This is a genomic window from Streptomyces sp. NPDC014894 (assembly GCF_043080985.1).
Classification (GTDB): Bacteria; Actinomycetota; Actinomycetes; order Streptomycetales; family Streptomycetaceae; genus Streptomyces.
The window spans coordinates 332,625-350,846 of the sequence record NZ_JBIBWD010000003.1 but is presented as its reverse complement, the minus strand read 5'-3'; the positions used below and the strand labels follow the sequence as shown (position 1 = coordinate 350,846).

The following is an 18,222-nucleotide window of genomic DNA, read 5'->3' as shown; positions in this document are numbered from 1 at the left end:
CCGATTCCCGGATACCGGTGTCCGGACGCGCGTGGGAGTATCGGGGCGTTTGTCGCTGTCCGCGCGCCGCGCTGGAATCCGCGTCCATCGAAGAGATCTGAAGGAGTGCCCCCGTGCCCGGTGAGAATCTGTCCCGCGACGAGGCCCGCCAGCGGGCGGAACTGCTGTCCGTCGAGGGGTACGAGGTCGCCCTCGACCTGCGCTCCGCCGTCGGCGACGCCCCCGAGGACGCGGCGGGCTCCGGCCCCCGCACCTTCCGCTCGGTGACCACCGTCCGGTTCCGCTGCGCGCGGCCGGGCGCGTCGTCGTTCGCCGATCTGCTCGCCCCCGAGGTCACCGCGGTGACGCTGAACGGCGAGAAGCTGGACCCGGCCGTGGTGTTCGACGGCTCCCGGATCGCCCTGGACTCGCTCGCCGAGTCCAACGTGCTGGTCGTGGACGCGCAGTGCGCCTACAGCCGCACCGGCGAGGGGCTGCACCGTTTCGTGGACCCGGAGGACGGCGAGGTCTATCTCTACACCCAGTACGAGCCGGCCGACGCCCGGCGGGTCTTCGCCAACTTCGAGCAGCCCGACCTGAAGGCTCCCTTCCGCTTCGAGGCGACCGCCCCCGAGGGCTGGACCGTCTGGAGCAACGGCGCGGGCGGGCGCGAGGAGGACGGGGTGTGGCGGTTCGCCCCCACCCTGCCGATCTCCACGTACATCACCGCCGTGGTGGCCGGTCCGTACCACTATGAGACGGATGTCTACCGGCGGACCCTCGACGACTCCACCGTGCTGGAGATCCCGCTCGGGGCGATGTGCCGCAAGGGCCTCGCCCGGCACTTCGACGCCGACGACATCTTCCTCGTCACCAAGCAGGGCCTGGACTTCTTCCACGACCGCTTCGACTACCCGTACCCCTTCGGCAAGTACGACCAGGCGTTCGTCCCCGAGTACAACATCGGGGCCATGGAGAACCCGGGCTGCGTCACCTTCCGCGAGGAGTTCGTCTTCCGGGGCAACGTCACCCAGGCGTCCTACGAGCGCCGGGCCAACGTCATCCTGCACGAGATGGCGCACATGTGGTTCGGCGACCTCGTCACCATGGTCTGGTGGGACGACCTGTGGCTGAAGGAGTCCTTCGCCGACTTCATGGGCTCGTACGCCATGGTCGGCGCGACCCGCTTCACCAACGGCTGGGTCACCTTCGCCAACAACCGCAAGGCCTGGGCCTACCGCGCCGACCAGCTGCCCTCCACCCACCCCGTCACGGCCGACATCCGTGACCTGGAGGACGCCAAGCTGAACTTCGACGGCATCACCTACGCCAAGGGCGCGAGCGTCCTCAAGCAGCTGGTCGCCTACGTCGGCGAGGAGGCGTTCCTCGACGGCGCGCGCCGGTACTTCAAGCGGCACGCGTACGGGAACACCCGGCTCGGCGATCTGCTGTCGGTGCTGGAGGAGACCTCCGGGCGGGACATGACCGCCTGGTCGCGCTCCTGGCTCCAGACCTCCGGCGTCAACTCGCTCACCCCGGTGGTGACCTGTGACGCGGCGGGCCGTGTCACCGAACTCGCCGTCGTCCAGGACGGCGACGAACTCCGTCCGCACCGGGTCGCCGTCGGCCTCTACCGGCACGAGGACTCCCGGCTGGTGCGGTACGCGCGCGCCGAGGTCGACGTCACCGGCGCGCGGACCGCCGTCGAGGAGCTGGCCGGGGCCGAGCGCCCCGAGCTGGTCCTGGTCAACGACGAGGATCTGACCTACTGCAAGATCCGCTTCGACGAGGCGTCGCTGAACACGCTGCGCGACTCCCTCGGCGACATCGAGGACCCGCTGGCCCGGGCGCTCGCCTGGTCCGCGCTGTGGAACATGACGCGGGACGCGCTGATGCCCGCGCGGGACTTCGTCGATCTGGTGCTCCGGTACGCCGGGCGCGAGAGCGACATCGGCGTGCTCCAGATGCTGCACGCCTGGGCCCACTCGGCGCTGGTCCACTACGCCGCGCCCGACTGGCGCGAAGAGGGCGGACGGCTGCTCGCCGAGGGCGCGCTGCGGGAGCTGCGGCTGGCCGAGCCGGCCGGGCAGCACCAGCTGACCTGGGCGCGGTTCTTCGCCTCGGCGGCCGAGTCGGCGGCCGATCTCCAGCTGCTGGAGGGGCTGCTGAAGGGCACGGCCAGGATCGACGGACTGGAGGTGGACCAGGAGCTGCGCTGGGCGTTCCTGACGCCGCTGGCCTCGCACGGGGCGGCCGACGAGTCGGCGATCGCGGCGGAGCTGGCCCGGGACGACACCGCCTCCGGCCGCCGCCACCAGCTCCGCTGCCTCGCGGCGCGGCCCTCGGCCGAGGTCAAGGAGCGGGCGTGGGCCGAGGTCGTGGAGTCCGACGCGCTCTCCAACGCGCTCGCCGGGGCGACGATCTCGGGCTTCGTCCAGGCCGGGCAGCGGGAGCTGCTGGCCCCGTACACGCCCCGGTTCTTCGCCGCGATCGAGAAGGTCTGGGAGGAGCGGTCCATCCAGATCGGCATGGACGTGGTGTCGGGGCTGTTCCCGTCGCTCCAGGGCCAGGAGGCGCTGACGGCCGCCGACGCCTGGCTCTCCGCGCACGAGTCGGCCGCGCCCGCGCTGCGCCGGCTGGTCCTGGAGGCCCGGGACGATCTGGCGCGCGGGCTGCGCGGCCAGGCGCGGGACGCGGAGGCCGCCGCCGCCTCGGCGGTCTGATCCGGCCGAGGATCCCGGCCGGGCCTGCTGAAGTCCCGGCCGGGTTCGGGAATCCGGCCGATCGCGCCGGCGGATCCGGCCGACTGGCCGAAGGACCCGGCCGATCGCGGGGACCCGGGCGGGCCCGCTCCTGGATCCGGCGGGGCGTGCGCCCGCCGGGTCCTCGCGGGTCGTCAGGGCCCGGCGCCCGCCCTCGCCTTCCGGCCCCGCCGCGCAAAAGTCGCCGCCGGACGTTTCATCGGGGGCGTCCACCCGGGCGGACGTCCCCCTGCCAAAAGGTTTGGACGGGCTCGGGCCCCTCGTTCCTGGGGAGTCGGGCCCCGGGCCGCCCCGGCCGCGCGACGGGTCGGCGCGGGAGGTTAGCGGCACGGCGAGCCGTGGGCATGCCCCGTGCATGAGACACGACACCCGCGCCGCCCGGCCCCTCGCCCTCCCCCGCGTCCTCTCCTCGGGGCAGCTCCGCGCGCACGGCTTCTCGCCCGCCCAGGCCGCCGCCAGAATCCGCCCCGGCGGCCCCTGGCAGACCCTGCTGCCCGGCGTCTATCTGCTCCACCGCTCGGCCGCCACCAGCGAGGAGCGGCTGCACGGGGTGCTGCTCTACGCCGGCCGGCCCGCCGTGCCCTCCCAGGGCGGCACGGCTCCCCCGTACGGCGAGGCGATGATCACCGGTCTCGCCGCCCTGGCGCTGCACCAGTTCGCCGCCGCGCCCCCGCTGCTCGACCTGGAGCACCTCGACGTGCTGGTGCCCCGGAACCGGCGGCTGCGGTCCACCGGCTGCGCCCGGATCGTACGGGCCCAGGAGATGCCGGAGCCGGCGGAGATCACCGGGCTGCCCGTCGCCCCGGTGGAGCGGGCCCTCGCCGACGCGATCGGCCGGCTCTCGGACCCGGGCGCGGTGCGCGCGCTGCTGGTCGAGGCGGTCCGCCGGGGCCACTGCGAGCCGGGCGCGGTCGTCGCCGAACTGAGCCGGGCCCGGCTGCTGGACCGGCCCCATGTGGCGGACGCCGTCGACACCCTGCTCGCCGAGGGGCGCGCGCTCGCCGAGGAGCGGCTGTACGCGATGGTGCGCGAGCACGGGCTGCCGGACCCGGTGTGGAATGTGGAGCTGAGGCTTCCGGGCGGTCCGCAGCTCGGCGGGGTGGACGCCTACTGGCCCGACCACGCGGTCGCCGTCGAGCTGAACACCCGCGCCCCGCGCCGGGACAAGGACGCCGACTGGTCGCGGAGCGCCCGTAAGCGCGAGCATCTGGAACGGCTGGGGATCACCGTCGTCCATCTCACCCCGCACCGGCTGCGGGAGTCGCCCGAGCAGCAGGCGATGGTGGTGCGCACCGCGCTGACCGCCGCCTCCGACCGGGAACCGGCCGCCCGGGTGACCGTGCTGCCGCGCTGAGCGTGGGGGGACATGTCCGTTCATGGGCACGGCGGTTGAAGCGATAGGTCCCCCTTTGCTCCCCGTGGCACGTCCTGCGCGGTGGCGGATCTATGCCATGACCACATCAGGTCTCCGTCAGCTCTCCACAAACCCCGGTCGCATAAGAGAGGCTGAGCGGTCATCCGGCACCGAAATCCGGACTGACTGATTACCGCCAGGGAAACGTCTCTTTCACAACCAGGGATGCTGATGACCCCCGATTCCCAGAGCTCCATATCCGGGCGCTCCGTTCCAGGGCACAGACGCGCGGCCCGTGTCGCCGCCGCGGCCTCGATGGTCGCCGCGCTGGTGGCCGCGGGCGCCGTGCCGGTGTTCGCCGCCACCGCGGACGACCCGGCCGGCCAGCCCGTCAAGGCGGCGAAGGCGTCCGACAAGCTCGGCGCCGCCGACGAGGAGCTGCTCGCCGAGGCCGAGGCGAGCGGCGCCAAGACCGTCACCGTGATGGTCGCCACCGCCCCCGGCGCCACCGAGCAGGTGATCCGGCAGCTGGACTCCGTCGAGGGCGCGTTCGTCGGCAAGACGTACGACAAGCTCGGCTATGTGCGCGCCACGATCCCCACCGCGAAGGCCGAGGGCGCGCTGAAGGCCGCCGCCAAGCTCTCCAGCGTGCAGGGCATCGACCTCAAGCACGAGATCAAGCGCGAGGACCCGACCCCGGGCGGCGACGCCTCGAAGTCGGCGCGCAAGGCGGGCGCGCAGGCCGCCGCCTACCCGGCTCCCGGGAAGGACACCCCGGCGAAGAACCCGTACAACCCGTCCTTCGAGACGGGCGCGGTCGACTTCGTCAAGAAGAACCCGAAGTACGACGGCCGCGGGGTGACCATCGGCATCCTCGACTCGGGCATCGACGTCTCGCACCCCGCGCTCCAGAAGACCACCACCGGCGAGCGCAAGATCGTCGACTGGGTGACGGCGACCGACCCGGTCCTGGACCGCGACGGCACCTGGCTGCGGATGGACAAGACCGTCAGCGGTCCGGCGTTCACCGAGGCGGGACGCGCGTACAAGGCCCCCGCGGGCGACTACCGGTTCCGGGTCTTCTCGGAGAACGCCACCCTCGGCGGCGACATGGCCGGCGACCTCAACCGCGACGGCGACACCACCGACAAGTGGGCGACGCTGTACGACGCGGGCACCCGGACCGTGCGGGTCGACCTGAACGACAACGGCGACTTCAACGACGACACCGTGATGAAGCCGTACCGCAACGGCTTCCAGATCGGCTACTTCGGCAAGGACGACCCGGCCACCCCGGTCGCCGAGCGCGTCCCCTTCGTGATCGAGGTCCGCGAGGACGTCGTCTACAACGCCGCGGGCGCCACGGCCGACCATGTCAGCATCGGCGTCATCGAGGGCTCGCACGGCTCGCACGTCGGCGGGATCACCGCCGCCAACGGGCTGTTCGGCGGCAAGATGAACGGCGCGGCGCCCGGCGCCAAGCTGGTCTCCTCGCGCGCCTGCACCTGGACCGGCGGCTGCACCAACATCGCGATGACCGAGGGTCTGGCCGACCTCGTCATCGAGCGCGGCGTCGACATCGTCAACATCTCCATCGGCGGACTGCCGGCGCTGAACGACGGCAACAACACCCGCGCCCTGATGTACAACCGGCTGATCGACCTCTACGGCGTCCAGCTGGTCATCTCGGCGGGCAACGACGGCCCGGGCGTCAACACCATCGGCGACCCCGGCGTCGCCGACAAGGCCATCTCCGTGGGCGCCTCGATCACCAAGGAGACCTGGGCCTCCAACTACGGATCCGCCGTCACCAAGAAGAACGCCATGATGCCGTTCTCCTCCCGCGGCCCCCGCGAGGACGGCGGCTTCACGCCGACCATCACCGGCCCCGGCGCGGCGATCCAGACCACCCAGACCTGGCAGGCCGGCGGACCGGTCGCCGAGTCGGGATACGCGCTGCCGCCCGGCTACACGATGATGCAGGGCACCTCGATGTCCTCGCCGCAGGTGGCGGGCGCGAGCGCGCTGCTGCTGTCGGCCGCCGAGCAGCGCGGGATCGAGCTGACCCCGGCGAAGCTGCGCACCGCGGTCACCAGCACCGCGAACAAGATCCCCGGCGTCAAGGCCCATGAGCAGGGCGCGGGCATGATCGACGTCGTGGAGGCCTGGAAGTCGGTCCGCGACGGCGCGACCGCGCACGAGTACACCGTCAAGGCCCCGGTCGACACCTCGATCGACCAGGCGCTGAAGACCCCCGGCTTCGGCACGGGTCTGTACGACCGCGAGGGCGGCCTGAAGGCCGGCCAGTCCAAGACGTACGACATCACCGTCACCAGGACCAGCGGCCCCGAGGGCGCTCGCTGGCACGACCTGGAGTGGAAGAACAACCCCGGCAACACCTTCCGTCTGCTCGGCGGCGACCGGGTGCGGCTGCCGCTGAACCAGCCGGTCACCGTCACCGTCCAGGCGCGGCCGAAGACGGCCGGCGTGCACAGCGCGATCCTGGAGGCCGACGACCCGCGCACCGAGGGCGTCGACAAGCAGATCCTGTCGACCGTCGTGGTCTCGGCCCCGCTGGCGGACTCCTCGTACGCCTTCTCGGCCGCCGACACGGTGCAGCGCAACAGCCACCAGTCGTACTTCGTGACCGTGCCCGAGGGCGCGAAGACCCTGGAGGTCGCGCTCGGCGGTCTCGCGCAGGGCAGCCAGACCCGCTTCATCTCGCTCCACCCGTACGGGGTGCAGATGGAGGACAGCGCGACGGTCTACTGCTACCCGAACTACCACAACCCGGCGAACAAGTGCCGTCCGGACCTGCGTTCGTACGCGAACCCGCAGCCGGGCGTCTGGGAGATCGAGGTCGAGTCGCGGCGCACCTCCCCGCTGCTCGACAACCCGTACCAGCTCGACGTCACCGTGCTGGGCGCGGAGTTCGCCCCGGAGCCGCAGAAGCTGCCCGAGGCGAAGATCGGCACGCCGACCGCCGTCGAGTGGACGGTGACCAACCGCGGCGCGGCCGTGGACGGCAGGCTCACGGGCGGTCCGCTCGGCTCGGCCAAGGTCGACCGGCCGTCGGTCAAGCACGGCGAGTCCCGCGAGACGACCGTGACCCTCGGCGCGGGCGTCGAGCGTCTGGACGTCGCGATCGGCGGGGTCTCGGACGCCAAGGCGGACCTGGACCTGGCGGTCTACCGGGACAACGTCCTGGTCGGCCAGGCGGCGGACGGCGACTCGGAGGAGGCGGTCAGCCTCGCCAAGCCGGCGGCCGGCACCTACCGCATCGTGGTCGACGGCTACTCGGTCCCGGCCGGGACCACGGAGTACGCCTACCAGGACGTGTTCTTCGCGCCTTCGCTCGGTGAGCTGAAGGTGGACCCGGCCTCCTCGGTCAAGCTGGCGTACGGCGCGTCCGCGCAGGCCAAGGCTGAGGTCGTGGTGGCCGGCGCGGCTCCCGAGGGACGTCAGTTCTTCGGCGAGGCCCGGCTGGTCAACGCGCGCGGCACCGCCGCGGGCGCGGGCAGCGTCGTGATCGAGAAGGTCACGCCGTAACGGTCATGGTCCCGGTCGTGCCGTAGCGGCGCGGTCGGGCCGAGGGGGGCGTCCGGAGACGGGCGCCCCCCTTCGCCGTGCCCCGGCGCCCGGGCGATCCGCGCCGGGCCGCGCGGGCTCCGCGCCCCCGACCTGGCATGTCCTACGTCACAACGTCCGCCCCTCGGACAATGGACTGGACAAGTCGGCCGGGGACATACGCATCATGGAGCGCACCCAGCCCAGTAAAATCAGTACGAAACGCACAGAGGAGACATCGGTGAGGGTCGGAATCGTCGGAGCCACCGGTCAGGTCGGCACAGTCATGCGCAGCATCCTCGCCGAGCGGAAGTTCCCCGTCGCCGAGCTGCGCCTCTTCGCGTCGGCGCGGTCCGCCGGGTCCACGATCGCGTGGGAGGGCCGGGAGATCACCGTCGAGGACGCCTCCACCGCCGACTACACCGGCCTGGACATCGTGCTCTTCTCGGCGGGCGGCGCGACCTCCCGCGCGCTGGCCGAGAAGGTCGCCGGGCAGGGCGCCGTCGTCATCGACAACTCCTCCGCCTGGCGGCTGGACCCCGAGGTGCCGCTGGTCGTCTCCGAGGTGAACCCGCACGCGGTCAAGGACCGCCCCAAGGGGATCATCGCCAACCCGAACTGCACCACGATGGCCGCGATGCCGGTGCTGAAGCCGCTGGCGCTGGAGGCGGGGCTCACCGCGCTGGTCGCCACCACCTACCAGGCCGTCTCCGGATCCGGCCTCGCCGGGGTCGCCGAGCTGGACGGCCAGGTGAAGCGGACCGTCGAGCACGCGGCCGAGCTGACCCACGACGGCGGGGCCGTGGACTTCCCCGAGCCGGGCGTGTACAAGCGGCCCATCGCCTTCAATGTGGTCCCGCTGGCGGGGAACCTCGTCGACGACGGGTCCTTCGAGACCGACGAGGAGCAGAAGCTCCGCAACGAGTCCCGCAAGATCCTGGAGATCCCCGGGCTCAAGGTGTCCGGGACCTGTGTCCGGGTGCCGGTGTTCTCCGGGCACTCGCTCCAGGTGAACGCGAGCTTCGAGCGCCCGCTGAGCGTGGAGCGGGCGTACGAGCTGCTCGCCGGGGCGCCGGGGGTGGAGCTGTCGGAGATTCCGACGCCGCTGCAGGCGGCGGGGAAGGACGCGTCGTACGTGGGGAGGATTCGGGCGGACGAGACGGTGGAGCACGGGATCGCGCTCTTCGTCTCCAACGACAACCTCCGCAAGGGCGCTGCGCTCAACACCGTCCAAATCGCGGAACTCGTCGCCGCCGAACTCCGCCCCTGAACCCCCCGGGGCCACCCCGGGGACCCCGGGCCCCCGGGCCCCCGGGCCCCCGGGCCCCCGGGCCCCTTCGCGCCTCAATCGCCGGCGGGGCTGGGTCTCGCCCAGCCACACCCAGCCCGCCCGGCCGCTGGGGACGGACCCGGCAGACCCACATCCAGCCCGTCCGGCGATTGAGGACGGACCCGCACCCCAGGCACCAGCACCAGAACGGGGCCCGGGCCCCTTCGCGCCTCAAACGCCGGCGAGGCTGAGATTCGCCCAGCCGACACCCGGACAACGCCCGGGCCCAAGGCGGAGGGGTGTGGTCAGAGGCGGGTGCGGGTGAGGGTGGGGAGGGTGAGGGTGGCGAGGGCGGTGGCGAGGAGGAGGGGGGAGGTGGGGCCGGAGGCGTCCATGAGGAGCCCGCCGACCCCGGCCCCCACCGCGATCCCCACATTGAACACCCCCGCGAACACCCCCGCCCCCGCCTCCCGCGCCCCCGGCGCCGCCCTCCCCATCCAGCTCTGCGCCGACACCGACACACCCCCGTACGCCAGCCCCCACACCACCAGCAGCCCCGCCGACACCCACGCGCTCCCCTCCGCCGCCGCCAGCAGCCCCACCGCCCCCGCGAGCACCGCGGAGACCGTGAGCAGGGCCCGGCGCGGGGAGCGCGCCGCGACCGCCCCGCCGAGGAAGTTCCCCACGACCCCGGCGACCCCGTACACCAGCAGCAGCCCGCTGATCGCCCCGGCGGCGATCCCGTCGACGCGCTCCAGCACGGGCCGGACATAGGTGTACGCGGCGAAGTGCCCGGTCACCAGGAGCGCGATCACCAGGATCCCGGCGCGCACCGCGGGCGTCCGCAGCAGCGCGGCCATCTCCCGGGCGCGGACGGTCCCCTCCGGCGGCAGCGGGGGCAGCAGCGCGGCGAGCGCCGCGGCGACGGCGGCGGCGAGCACCCCGGCGGCCGCGAACGCCCAGCGCCAGCTCGCGAGGTCCCCGACCAGCGCCCCGGCCGGGATCCCGGCCACGGAGGCGATCGCGATCCCGCTGAAGATCACGGAGGTGGCGCGGCCCACCGAGGCCCCGGGGACCAGACGATGCGCCAGCCCCGCCGCGACGGCCCAGACGCCGCCGATGCACACGCCCACGACGAGCCGGGCCGCGAGCAGCACGCCGAATCCGGGCGCGAGCGCGGAGAGGGCGTTGGCCGCGGCGAGCGCGAGCAGCAGTCCGCAGAGGAGGGCGCGGCGGTCGGCGCGCCCCGCGAGGGCGGGCAGCAGGACGGCGGTGACGGCGGCGACGAGTCCGGGGAGGGTGACCGCGAGACCCGCCGTGCCCTCGGAGACGCCGAGTCCGGCCCCGATCGGGCTGAGCAGCCCGACGGGCAGCATCTCGGTGGTGACGACGGTGAAGGTCGCGGCGGCCAGGGCGAGGACGGCGGCCCGGCCCCGGGCCGGCGGGGCCTTCGGGATCGGGCTCGGACTCGTCGGCGGACTCGGGGACGGGGACGGGCCCGGGGGAAGGTGGGTGGTCATGGCTCCCAGGCTGCTGCCGCCCGGGGCGGGGAACAACGGCGAAGTCCTCATCCTTGTATGAGGCGGACTCATCGATCCGGGCGAGGGACGGGACACGGGCATGCGCGGACTGGAGACCCGGGAGCTGGAGTGCTTCCTGGTGCTCGCCGACGAGCTGCACTTCGGCCGGGCGGGGACGCGGCTCTACCTCTCGCAGAGCAGGGTGAGCCAGCTGCTGGCCGCCCTGGAGCGCAGGCTCGGCGCGCGGCTGGTGGAGCGGACGAGCCGCCGGGTGCGGCTGACCCCGTTCGGCGAACGGTTCCTGGAGGAGCTGCGGCCGGCGTACGAGCGGCTGTCCGGGGTGGTGGACGCGGCCAGGGACACGGCGCTCGGCCGGACCGGCTCGCTGCGGATCGGCTTCCAGGGCACGGCGAACGAGCAGCTGATGCGGGCCATCACCGCCTTCCGCCGGGCGCGTCCGCAGCTGGACACCCAGATCGTGGAGCTGCCGCTGGCGGATCCGTTCGGGGCGCTGCGGCGCGGTGAGGTGGACACGGCGGCGGTGCTGCTGCCGGTGGCGGAGCCGGATGTGGAGCTGGGTCCGGTCTTCTCCCGGGAGCGGCAGACGCTGGCGGTCCCGGCGCGTCACCCGTACGCCTCCCTGTCCTCGCTGCCCGCCGCCGCGCTGGCGGAGGCCCGGCTGATCGCCCCGGCCCCGCCGGCCCCCGCGTACTGGCGCGCGGCGCAGGCCCCGGGGTCCGGCGGCGGTACGCGGGGGCCGGAGGCGGTCACGCTCCAGGAGGGGCTGACGATGGTGGCGGCGGACATCGGGACGATGCTGCTGTGCCGTGCGACGGCGGACGCCAACGCCCGGAACGGGATCGCGTTCGTCCCGGTGGACGGGCTGCCGGTCTCGGCGCTGGGCGTGGTGTGGCGGCGCGGCGGGGCGACGGCGGCGGTACGGGACTTCGCGGCGGCGGTCCGGGAGGCTCGGGCGGCGCCTTCCGCGGCCGCCTGAGCCTTCGGGCCCGCCCGCTCCCGGGGCTCGTGCGCGTCTCCCGGTCAAGGATCCGACGTTCCCCGCCCTGCCAGGCATTACTCACACGCCCCGGGGCCGCGCCGCGTGGAAGGATGACGGCAAACGTCACGAAAACGAGGAGATGACCGCGTGCCTGGCACGAACCTGACCCGCGAAGAGGCGCAGCAGCGGGCGCGCCTGCTGACCACCCACGCGTACGAGATCGACCTCGATCTCAGCGGTGCGCAGGAGGGGGGCCTCTACCGCTCGGTGACCACCGTGCGCTTCGACTCCGCCGAGGCGAACGCGGAGACCTTCATCGATCTGGTCGCCCCGGCCGTCCACGAGGTCGTGCTGAACGGCAAGTCGCTCGACGTCGCGGCCGTCTTCCGCGACTCGCGGATCGCGCTGAACCATCTGCACGAGGGCCCGAACGAGCTGAAGGTCGTCGCGGACTGCGCGTACACCAACACCGGCGAGGGCCTGCACCGCTTCGTCGACCCGGTGGACGAGCAGGCGTATCTCTATACGCAGTTCGAGGTCCCCGACGCGCGCCGGGTCTTCGCGAACTTCGAGCAGCCCGACCTGAAGGCGACCTTCCGGTTCACCGTGAAGGCTCCCGAGGGCTGGACGGTGATCTCCAACTCCACCACTCCCGAGCCCGACGGCGACGTCTGGCGGTTCGAGCCGACGCCCCGGATCTCCACGTACATCACGGCGCTGATCGTCGGCCCGTACCACTCGGTGCACAGCTCGTACGAGAAGGACGGCCAGTCGGTCCCGCTCGGGATCTACTGCCGTCCCTCGCTGGCCGAGTATCTGGACGCGGACGCGATCTTCGAGGTCACCCGGCAGGGCTTCGACTGGTTCCAGGAGAAGTTCGACTACGCCTACCCGTTCGCCAAGTACGACCAGCTCTTCGTGCCGGAGTTCAACGCGGGCGCGATGGAGAACGCGGGCGCGGTGACCATCCGCGACCAGTACGTCTTCCGGTCGAAGGTGACGGACGCGGCGTACGAGGTGCGGGCGGAGACGATCCTGCACGAGCTGGCCCACATGTGGTTCGGCGACCTCGTCACCATGGAGTGGTGGAACGATCTCTGGCTGAACGAGTCGTTCGCCACGTACACCTCGATCGCCTGCCAGGCGGCGGCCCCGGGCTCGCGCTGGCCGCACTCGTGGACGACGTTCGCCAACTCCATGAAGACCTGGGCGTACCGGCAGGACCAGCTGCCGTCGACGCATCCGATCATGGCGGAGATCCGTGACATCGACGATGTCCTGGTGAACTTCGACGGGATCACCTACGCCAAGGGCGCGTCCGTGCTCAAGCAGCTGGTGGCGTATGTCGGCGAGGACGAGTTCTTCCGCGGCGTCCAGGCGTACTTCAAGGCGCACGCCTTCGGCAACACCCGGCTGACGGATCTGCTGGGCGCGCTGGAGAAGACCTCGGGCCGCGATCTGACGACCTGGTCCCAGAAGTGGCTCCAGACGGCGGGCATCAATGTGCTGCGGCCCGAGATCGCGGTGGACGGCGACGGCGTCGTCACCTCCTTCGCGGTACGGCAGGAGGCTCCGGCGCTCCCGGCGGGGGCCAAGGGCGAGCCGACGCTGCGGCCGCACCGGATCGCGATCGGCTGCTACGACCTCGACGCGGACGGCCGTCTGACGCGCACGGACCGGATCGAGCTGGACGTCGACGGCGAGCTGACCGAGGTGCCGTTCCCGGCGGGCCGGCGGCGGCCCGCGGTGGTCCTGCTCAACGACGACGACCTCTCCTACGCCAAGGTCCGGCTGGACGAGGAGTCGCTGCGGGTGGTCACCGAGCACCTCGGGGACTTCGCCGAGTCGCTGCCGCGGGCCCTGTGCTGGTCGGCCGCGTGGGACATGACGCGCGACGGCGAGCTGGCGACGCGGGACTATCTGTCGCTGGTGCTGTCGGGCGTCGGCAAGGAGTCGGACATCGGCGTGGTGCAGTCGCTGCACCGCCAGGTGAAGACGGCGATCGAGCTGTACGCGGACCCGCGCTGGCGCGAGGCCGGGCTGAACCGCTGGACCGACGCGACGCTGGCGCATCTGCGCGCCGCCGCGCCGGGCAGCGACCACCAGCTCGCCTGGGCGCGGGCCTTCGCGGCGACCGCGCGCACCCCGCAGCAGCTGGATCTGCTCCAGGCGCTGCTGGAGGGCGCGGACACGATCGAGGGTCTGGCCGTCGACACCGAGCTGCGCTGGGCGTTCGTGGAGCGGCTCGCGGCGACCGGGGTGCTGGACGAGGACGGCATCGCGGCGGAGTACGAGCGGGACCGTACGGCGGCGGGCGAGCAGCACGCGGCCACCGCGCGGTCGGCCCGGCCGACCGAGGAGGCCAAGGCCGAGGCCTGGGCGCTGGCGGTGGAGGGCGACAGCCTGACCAACTCCAAGCAGGAGGCGGTGATCGCGGGCTTCACCCAGAGCGATCAGCGTGAGCTGCTGGCCCCGTACGCCGAGCGGTACTTCGCGGCGGTCAAGGGCGTGTGGGAGTCGCGCAGCACGGAGATGGCGCAGCAGATCGCGGTCGGGCTCTACCCGTCGCTCCAGGTGTCGTCCGCGACGCTGGACGCGACGGACGCCTGGCTGGAGGCGGAGCAGCCGCCGGCGGCGCTGCGGCGGCTGGTGCTGGAGTCGCGCTCGGGTGTGGAGCGCGCGCTGAGGGCCCAGGCGGCGGACGCGGCCGCGGGCTCGGCCTCCTAGCCGTACCCGTAACCGGAGAACCGGATGCCCGATCGACCGGGCGCCCGGACCAGAAGACGCCCGACTCCTCGGAGTTGGGCGTCTTTGTGGTTCCCAAGCGTCAATATCAGGCCAAATCCATGACCTCGTGTGATCTGTTCCGACCGGACACGGATATGCTCCCCGACTGACGTCATATGATCATTCCCGTTCCGATGGTTTGAGGGTGCTGATGGTCCGACAGGAAACGTCGACCGAGACTCCGCGGCCCGCGGCTTCCCTTGTGTGGCTCGTGCCTGTCGTCGTCACCGCCGTCGCGGCCGCCATGGCCGCCGCAGTGGTGTCCGGATCCGCGCGCACCGCCGTGATCTGGGTCGATGTCATCGCCGTGACCGCGATCGCCATCTCCTGTGCCGAGACCGTGAGACGCGGCCGCCGCGTCACCCAGCTGGGCGCGCGCCTCGCCGAGCGGGAGGCCGCCCTCGCCCGTGAGCAGGCCGAGACCACCCGGCTGGTCCGTGAGCTGCTGCCGCAGGTCGTGGAGCGGCTGCGCCGGGGCGAGTTCCCCGAGGACATACTCGACTCCCTGCACACCTCCACCGAGCACCAGGTCGTGCTGAGTTCGGTGCTCGACGCCGTCGCCCGCGAGGAAGACCTCCGCGAGTCGGCCCAGCGCGCGTTCGTGAACATCGCCCGCCGCGTCCAGGCCATCGTCCACCAGCAGGCCCAGCAGCTGCGGGAGATGGAGGACCGGCACGGCAAGAACCCGGAGGTCTTCGGCGATCTGCTCCGGATCGACCACGGCACCGCCCTGATCGGCCGGCTCGCCGACTCCATCGCGGTGCTCGGCGGCGCGCGCCCCGGCCGCCAGTGGAGCAGGGCCGTACCCCTCTACAGCGTGATGCGCGGCGCGATGTCGCGGATCATCGACTACCAGCGGGTCGAGCTGCACTCGGTCTCCGAGGTCGCCGTCGTCGGCAGCGCCGTCGAGCCGCTGATCCACGCGCTCGCCGAACTCCTCGACAACGCCACCCGCTACTCGCCGCCCCAGACCAAGGTCCATCTCACCGCCGTCGATGTGAACTCGGGCATCGCCGTGGAGATCGAGGACGGCGGGGTGAGCATGAGCGAGGAGGCCCGGCTGCGGGCCGAGCGCATGCTCCGCCAGGCCCAGCAGGGCATCGACGTCAACGATCTGGGCGAGACCCCGCGCCTCGGCCTCGCGGTGGTCGGCCGGCTCGCCCAGGCGTACGGATTCAAGGTGTCGCTGCGGTCCTCGGCCTACGGCGGCGTGCGCGCCGTGCTGGTCGTACCCAAGGAACTGATCACCACCGTCGCGTCGGCGACGGGCCTGGCGCACGGCATCGGCGCGGCCTCCGGGCCCCGGGCCGGCGGTGTGCCGGTCATCCAGGAGCAGCCGGCCAGGCAGCCGACCGGCCCCACGATCGCGGACCTCATGCCCGACGACGAGCTCCCGGTCATCACCGAACGTACGGCGACCGGGCTGCCGCAGCGGCGCCGCAAGAGCCCCGTCACCGCAGCGCCCGCTGCCGCCGCGCCGCCCCAGCCGGAGGCCGCGCCCGCGGTGCAGCCCGGTATGTGGCTCACGGCGTTCCAGAACGGCCTGGCCGGTGAGGCAACCCAGACGAACAAGGGGAGTACGCAGCCATGATTCAGCAGCAGTCCAACCAGACCAACATGGACTGGATGCTCAAGGACTTGGCGGAAGGCGTACCGCAGACCAGACACGTCATCGTGCTGTCGGCGGACGGGCTGCGGATGGCGCAGCACGGCGCGGACGACGACACGGCGGACCGGCTCGCGGCCGCCTGCGCCGGGCTCCAGTCCCTGGCGGGCGCGGTCGCCTCCGAACTCCCGGGCAGCGACGGCCGGATGCATCTCGTGGTCATCGAGATGACCGGCGGATTCTTCTATCTGATGGCGGCGGGCTCGGGCGCCTTCCTGGCCGTACTCGCCGATGAGGGCGTCGACGCGGGGCTCATGGGCCAGCGGATGCGCGACCTCGTACTCCGGATCGGAGAGCACCTGTCCAGCCCGCCGCGGCAGGACAGGCAGTCCGCGTGAGCGATGCGGGGGACTGGGAGGAGAGCAGCCCCGAACGGCTGTACGTGATCACCGGCGGACGCAGCGGCGCGTCCGTGCCCGCCACGCTCGACCTGGTCACCCTGATCGTGGCCAAGTCGGGCCCCCGGCACGGGATGGCGCCCGAACTCGCGGCGATCGTCCGGCTCTGCCAGTCCCCGCTCTCGGTGGCCGAGATCTCGGCGTACCTGAGTCTTCCGGTGAGCGTCGTCACCGTGCTGCTGAGCGATCTGCTGCTCGACAGCCAGGTGATGGCCCGCGCTCCGGTCCAGCCCGCGCTACTCCCCGACCGCGCTTTGATTGAGGCAGTGATCGATGGACTTCAGAAGCTCTGAGCGGGCCGTGGGCCCGCGCAGCGAGGATGTGCTGCCGGAGACGACCACCGCCGCCGTGAAGGTGGTCATCGTGGGCGGTTTCGGCGTGGGCAAGACGACGCTGGTCGGCTCGGTGAGCGAGATCAGGCCGCTGACCACCGAGGAGACGATGACCCAGGCCGGGGTGGGCGTCGACGACATCCAGGGAGTGGAGCGCAAGACCTCCACGACCGTCGCCATGGACTTCGGCCGGATCAGCATCAACGACGAGCTGGTGCTGTATCTGTTCGGCACCCCGGGGCAGCAGCGCTTCTGGTTTCTGTGGCGCGGGCTGTTCGAGGGCGCGCTGGGCGCGGTCGTCCTGGTGGACACCCGGCGGCTGGAGGTCAGCTTCGACGTCATCGGGCGGCTGGAGGAGCGGCGGGTGCCGTTCGTCGTCGCGATCAACACCTTCCCGGACGCCCCGGTGTATCCCGTCGAGGAGATCCGTACGGCGCTCGATCTGCCGCTGTCGGTGCCGATCGTGGACTGCGACGCCAGGCTGCGCGGCTCCAGCAGGGATGTGCTGATGACGCTGATGCGCTATCTCCAGTCCCTGGCGGTGACGGCGGACGCGGTTCCGTCCTAGAGCCTTCCGGCGCCCGGCGGACGGGTCGCGCCCGGCGCGGCCGGTCCGGCGGGCGCGGCGGCTACGGCGGGCGCGGCGGCTACGGCGGGCGCGGCCGGTCCTGCCGGCGTCGCGGGTAGGGACGGCGCCGCGGGTGCGGCGGCCGGCTTCCCGTCCACCGCCCGCCGGCGCGGCCGCAGCTGGCCGATGAGCGTCGCGGCGAACGCGACCGCCATGCCCAGCAGCTGTACGGGAGTGAGCGCCTCCCCCAGCGCCGCCCAGCCGATCACGGCCGCCGTGAGCGGCGAGAGAGGGCCGAGGAGCGTGGCGGAGGCAGCCGTGAGCCGTTCGATGCCGCGGAACCAGAGCCAGTACGCGACCGCCGTGTTGGCGAGCGCGAGATAGAGGTACCCGGCGATGTTCGTGCCGTCCAGCGCGGGCGGCGCGCCCTCCACGAGCAGGGCGACCGGGGCGATGAGCAGTCCGCCCGAGGTGAGCTGCCAGCCGGTCATCGCCAGGGGGCCCACACCCTCGGGGCGGCCCCAGCGCTTGGTGAGGACGACTCCGGCGGACATCGAGACGGAGGAGGCCAGACCGGCCGCCACCCCGATGAGATCGAACGCGGCCCCGGCGCGCAGCACCACCAGGCTGACGCCGAAGGCGGCGGCGATCGCGGTGAGCAGGGTGCGCGCGGTCGGCCGCTCGCCCAGCAGCAGCGCGGCGAGGCCGACCACGACGAGCGGGCCCACCGAGCCGACGACGGCGGCGATTCCGCCGGGCAGCCGGTAGGCGGCGAGGAAGAGCAGCGGGAAGAAGGCCCCGATGTTGAGCGCGCCCAGCGCCGCCGCCTTCCACCACCAGGAGCCGCGCGGCAGCACCCGGGTGGCGGCGAGGATCAGCAGCCCGGCGGGCAGGGCCCGTATCAGACCGGTGAACAGCGGCCGGTCGGGTGGCAGGAACTCGGTGGTGACCGCGTAGGTGGAGCCCCAGGAGACGGGGGCGAGCGCGGTGAGGGCGACGACTGCGGCGCGGTTCATGAG

At 72.7% G+C, this 18,222-nt stretch carries 12 protein-coding genes; 10 read left to right on the top strand and 2 right to left on the bottom strand.

Features of this window, described 5'->3' with window-relative positions:
- Positions 1-113: 113 nt before the first annotated feature.
- The 4 genes from pepN (ACF089_RS09430) (at position 114) to ACF089_RS09415 (ending at position 8,932) form a co-directional block, all read left to right on the top strand.
- The gene (pepN, locus tag ACF089_RS09430; protein ID WP_392024071.1) at positions 114-2,702 is read left to right on the top strand and encodes an aminopeptidase N; all 2,589 of its coding nucleotides are present in this window, start codon (positions 114-116) and stop codon (positions 2,700-2,702) included.
- A gap of 394 nt (positions 2,703-3,096) precedes the next feature.
- Positions 3,097-4,095: a hypothetical protein gene (locus ACF089_RS09425; RefSeq protein ID WP_392024069.1), complete on the top strand. Its 999-nt coding sequence runs from the start codon at positions 3,097-3,099 to the stop codon at positions 4,093-4,095.
- Positions 4,096-4,320: 225 nt separating this feature from the next.
- The gene (locus ACF089_RS09420) at positions 4,321-7,644 is read left to right on the top strand and encodes a S8 family serine peptidase (RefSeq protein ID WP_392024068.1); all 3,324 of its coding nucleotides are present in this window, start codon (positions 4,321-4,323) and stop codon (positions 7,642-7,644) included.
- Positions 7,645-7,903: 259 nt separating this feature from the next.
- Positions 7,904-8,932 carry an aspartate-semialdehyde dehydrogenase gene (locus ACF089_RS09415; RefSeq protein WP_392024065.1) on the top strand — a complete coding sequence of 343 codons (1,029 nt, stop codon included), beginning with the start codon at positions 7,904-7,906 and terminating at the stop codon, positions 8,930-8,932.
- Positions 8,933-9,237: 305 nt separating this feature from the next.
- Here the strand turns inward: ACF089_RS09415 and ACF089_RS09410 are convergent, their stop codons facing one another.
- The gene (locus tag ACF089_RS09410) at positions 9,238-10,452 is read right to left on the bottom strand and encodes an MFS transporter (protein ID WP_392024063.1); all 1,215 of its coding nucleotides are present in this window, start codon (positions 10,450-10,452) and stop codon (positions 9,238-9,240) included.
- 100 nt (positions 10,453-10,552) lie between these two features.
- On the opposite strand from ACF089_RS09410, the gene ACF089_RS09405 reads away from it, so the two are divergent.
- From ACF089_RS09405 to ACF089_RS09380, 6 genes are all read left to right on the top strand, one after another.
- The gene (locus ACF089_RS09405; protein ID WP_392024060.1) at positions 10,553-11,449 is read left to right on the top strand and encodes a LysR family transcriptional regulator; all 897 of its coding nucleotides are present in this window, start codon (positions 10,553-10,555) and stop codon (positions 11,447-11,449) included.
- A 150-nt stretch (positions 11,450-11,599) separates the two neighbouring features.
- Positions 11,600-14,179 carry an aminopeptidase N gene (gene pepN / locus ACF089_RS09400; protein ID WP_392024057.1) on the top strand — a complete coding sequence of 860 codons (2,580 nt, stop codon included), beginning with the start codon at positions 11,600-11,602 and terminating at the stop codon, positions 14,177-14,179.
- Positions 14,180-14,390: 211 nt separating this feature from the next.
- Positions 14,391-15,830, top strand: a complete 1,440-nt coding sequence (locus ACF089_RS09395) for a sensor histidine kinase (RefSeq protein ID WP_392024766.1) — start codon at positions 14,391-14,393, stop codon at positions 15,828-15,830.
- Positions 15,827-16,243: a roadblock/LC7 domain-containing protein gene (locus tag ACF089_RS09390; RefSeq protein ID WP_392024054.1), complete on the top strand. Its 417-nt coding sequence runs from the start codon at positions 15,827-15,829 to the stop codon at positions 16,241-16,243. The genes ACF089_RS09395 and ACF089_RS09390 overlap by 4 nt, the downstream gene beginning before the upstream one ends.
- Positions 16,240-16,596, top strand: coding sequence for a DUF742 domain-containing protein (locus ACF089_RS09385; RefSeq protein ID WP_392024053.1), 357 nt, complete (start codon positions 16,240-16,242; stop codon positions 16,594-16,596). Before ACF089_RS09390 ends, ACF089_RS09385 begins: the two co-directional genes overlap by 4 nt.
- The gene (locus tag ACF089_RS09380; RefSeq protein WP_392024051.1) at positions 16,577-17,203 is read left to right on the top strand and encodes an ATP/GTP-binding protein; all 627 of its coding nucleotides are present in this window, start codon (positions 16,577-16,579) and stop codon (positions 17,201-17,203) included. The genes ACF089_RS09385 and ACF089_RS09380 overlap by 20 nt, the downstream gene beginning before the upstream one ends.
- On the opposite strand, the gene ACF089_RS09375 is transcribed toward ACF089_RS09380, so the two are convergent.
- Complete coding sequence (locus tag ACF089_RS09375) at positions 17,200-18,219, bottom strand: EamA family transporter (protein WP_392024049.1); 1,020 nt, start codon at positions 18,217-18,219, stop codon at positions 17,200-17,202. The genes ACF089_RS09380 and ACF089_RS09375 overlap by 4 nt on opposite strands.
- Positions 18,220-18,222 lie beyond the last annotated feature (3 nt).